The 3,443-nt window shown below is 32.3% G+C and carries 3 protein-coding genes; all 3 read right to left on the reverse strand.

Annotated elements, in window-relative coordinates:
• Positions 1–90 precede the first annotated feature (90 nt).
• From BMSHG_RS25460 to BMSHG_RS25470, 3 genes are read right to left on the reverse strand one after another with little or no spacing between them, the layout of a single operon-like run.
• Entirely contained in the window at positions 91–1,110 is a 1,020-nt protein-coding gene (locus BMSHG_RS25460) for a site-specific integrase (RefSeq protein WP_019157274.1), read from the reverse strand.
• Entirely contained in the window at positions 1,097–2,059 is a 963-nt protein-coding gene (locus BMSHG_RS25465) for a tyrosine-type recombinase/integrase (protein ID WP_019157275.1), read from the reverse strand. Before BMSHG_RS25465 ends, BMSHG_RS25460 begins: the two co-directional genes overlap by 14 nt.
• 1 nt (position 2,060) lies before the next feature.
• On the reverse strand, positions 2,061–3,311 hold the full coding sequence (locus BMSHG_RS25470) for a site-specific integrase (RefSeq protein ID WP_019157276.1): 1,251 nt from the start codon (positions 3,309–3,311) through the stop codon (positions 2,061–2,063).
• Positions 3,312–3,443: the final 132 nt, after the last annotated feature.

Genomic DNA, 3,443 nt, shown 5'->3' on the forward strand with positions numbered 1-3,443 from the left:
GTATAGTAAAAAATAATGTAAAGTAAATCGATCTTTAGTTGTTAAATTCCAATTTTCACTAAACTTACTTTACATTATCATTGTACTCTTTTATTTATTGAAGCTTTGTAGCCAACCTAATAAATCCTCGTTTTTTTGCCACTCTGGTTCCTCATTAGGTAACACATCTACATATGCTTTTTCTATGGCTTCTCTTTTTTGTCTTGAATCCGTTTTTGCATAAATTTCAGTAACTTGAACAGATGTATGTCCAAGCATATCCCTTATATAAACAAGATTAACTCCAGCCTGAAGTAAATGCATTGCCTTTGAATGCCGAAGACAATGGCAGCTAAGTACTTCTGGAATTAATGTATGGTCTTCCTTTCGTGCTAAATTCTTATACTTTGTTAAAATATAATTTACTCCTGCTCTGGTCAGTTTTTCTTTTCTATTATTGAAAAATAAAGGATACAAATTTGAGGAATTTTTCAAAAGACCTTGTTCTTCCATATACTTTTTTATAATTTTTACTGTTGGTTCCATTAGAGGTACTATTCTTGCCTTATTTCCCTTGCCGATTAGTTTAATCGTAAACGGTTTATCGAAACGGACCATCGATGGGGTAAGGTCAATAATTTCCTGAACTCTAGCTCCCGTATCATACATGAGTGATATTAAAGCTAAATCTCGACGACCAGCTACAGTATTTACATTAGGCATTTTTAATAAGAGTTTAATTCCATTGAGAGTTAAATAGTTTATGGTCTTTTTCTCTGCTTTTTTTACTGGTATAGAAAGTATTTTCTGCCATTCCAATAGATTATCCGGATTTTCATATTGTAGGTATTTAAAAAAAGAGTGCAAAGCTGCTAACCGAACATTCCTTGTCGAGATACTACATTTTCTGTATTCTTCTGTCCAATCCAAATACTCAACCACTGTATTTTTTGTTATTAAGTTTAAGGTTAGTTGATCTGTTGGAATTTCTTTAACGTCTCTAAGAAATCGAAGAAATAAAATAAAGGTATCTCTATAAGAGTCAATTGTATTTTTACTCGCTCCCGTTTCACCAGGGAGATATTTCGTAAGAAATCCTGTGAGGTAAAATGAAAAATCAGTCGGTTTCATGATGAGTTACCTCCGGAAATAAATATGAACAAAGGCTACTAACTTCTGTCATTATCTCAGGATACATATCAGAAGTTAATCGGACATACTTATCTGTTGCTTCTAAAGAAGAATGACCTAGATATTTTGAAAGTACTGGAAGTGAATAGTATAAATCCAGTCCCTTTCGGGACATTTCCGCCAGTGAATGAACACTGAATGAATGTCTAAAATCATGCACCCGTGGGCCTAATCCTTTTCCTCCATGAGAAATACCAGCCTTCCATAATACTTTACGGAACAATTTATATACTGTATCCGATGAATATTTTTGTCCATTTTCTTGTGTAAAAAAGTAGTGATATGATTTAAGTTTCGATAAATACCCCTTTTTATATTGGATACATACTTTCTTTAATGAATCAGATAATGGAAGAATTCGATCACTGCCGTTTTTTGTTTCTCTAATAATAATATAGCCTTCATTCAGATTTACATCTTCACCTCTAAGTTTTAATGCTTCATTTACTCGTAAGCCACATCCATACATCATTCGAAAAAGGACAGGAAGTATAAAGCTCATTGGTGATTTTCGAGAAAAAACTATTGAATCACACGCTGTAAAAAATACCTTAAGTTGCTCTTTTGAAAAAATATAAGGAGTAAAAGTACTCTTATAGGATTTTAGCTGTCTTGGAATATAAGTTTCATAACCAAGCTGGCTTAAATAAATAGTAAAATTAATGATGGTATTAACTCTTTTATATTGCGTAACATCTGATTCATTTGGTCTTTTTTTTGCCCATTTATCTGCTAATTCGCTTGTAACACCAACTGAACGAACACCATTTTCTATAGTAAATCTATCAAACATTTTAAAAGTATAAATATTATCAAATGCATATCCTATGCTTCTCTTAAAAGAAATGTATTGTTTAATTAGGTCGGCGTTAACACCATAGAATTCCATATTAGTTCACCCCTTTGAATAGAGGTGAATTTAATGGCAACACTTCTAAAGCACACTGACGAAGAGTATCTAAATCAATCCTAAGGTAAGTTCTCGTGCTTTCAGTATTTGTATGACCTAGCACTTCCGATATAACAGGAAGTGGTGTTTTCTTTTCTAGAAGAATTCCTGCCAAACTATGACGTAACGCATGTGGACCATGCTTCTTATTTTCAATATCTTTAATTCCAGCTTGCTTTAGATAAAACGAGACAATACTATGAAGGGTTGGTTCCTCAAGTTTGTCATAAGGTTGGCCAGTCCTTAGAAATAAATAGGGAAGGTCCGAGTTTGGTCTTCCATATTTTAAATAATCAATAATGGCATTTCCAATTTCAGTAAGGATCGGAAGATCTATGTGTTCTTTCGTTTTCTTTTGAACTAAACGAATTGTATTAGTTTCCCAGTGTATATTTTCAAATTTTAACCCGCAAATATCCGATGCACGTAACCCAAGCCTTGCTGCTAATAGAATCATTGTGAAATCTCTTTTTCCTTTTGGATTACCTTTATCAACGGATGCTAAAAGGTTATTAACTTCATCTCTTGTATAAGTTGTAGGGAGGCGGGCTTCTTTTTTGTAACTGCTTTTCGGAACCAAATAAGTTAGGTTTTGATCTAATATTCTATTATCAAATAAATACTTTAAGAAGCCTCTTAAAGATGAAAGCATACAGTGAATTGTCGATTTGGAATAATACCCCAAACCATTAATGAATCCTAATATATGTTGATTATTTAATTCGGAAAAGTTATTCACTCGGTTCTTTTCAAGAAATTCTAAGAGTCGGTGAAGATATAACTTATTATTATTTACGGTATCATCTGAAGCTCCTTCAGATTTTCTATAGGCTAAATAACTTTTAATAGCGTCTCCGATTTCTCCATTAAGTGGATATTGTTTTAAGATTGATCTAAATTTAACACTACCAGTATTCTGATATTCAGTAAGTACATTTGCACAACGAATTAAATCTTTTTCACTCCGATTAAGCTCAGAAAAGTCCCTATTCCCCTGGATTTTATTTATAAATGCAACCCCGACCTGTGCTTCATAGAATTGAATAGAATTTTCTAACATAAAATTCTCAATTAAAGCCCAACCTTTTTGATAAAATCTAATTCTTTGTTTTTTGTAAGAAAGGCTCGTAAAATATACTTCAACTTCTAATGCAATTTCCTGAATCGTTTGTTGCTTACCATGTTTCATCATCTTGGGTCCCCCTATATTTATTAGGCAATACTGCCTAATAAAACAATAGGATGATAATGTAAAGTAAAACAATAAATAATTACTGAAAAATAAAGGATTTATTACCTTACTTTCCATAATCAATTACTTTCC

Origin of the sequence: Robertmurraya massiliosenegalensis JC6 (genome assembly GCF_000311725.1) — a bacterium.
Classification (GTDB): domain Bacteria; phylum Bacillota; class Bacilli; order Bacillales; family Cytobacillaceae; genus Robertmurraya; species Robertmurraya massiliosenegalensis.

Excerpts from the sequence above, each read along its gene's own strand:
- BMSHG_RS25460 (WP_019157274.1), bottom strand. The coding sequence starts at position 1,110 with ATGAAACCGACTGATTTTTCATTTTACCTCACAGGATTTCTTACGAAA.
- BMSHG_RS25465 (WP_019157275.1), bottom strand. The coding sequence starts at position 2,059 with ATGGAATTCTATGGTGTTAACGCCGACCTAATTAAACAATACATTTCT.
- BMSHG_RS25470 (WP_019157276.1), bottom strand. The coding sequence starts at position 3,311 with ATGATGAAACATGGTAAGCAACAAACGATTCAGGAAATTGCATTAGAA.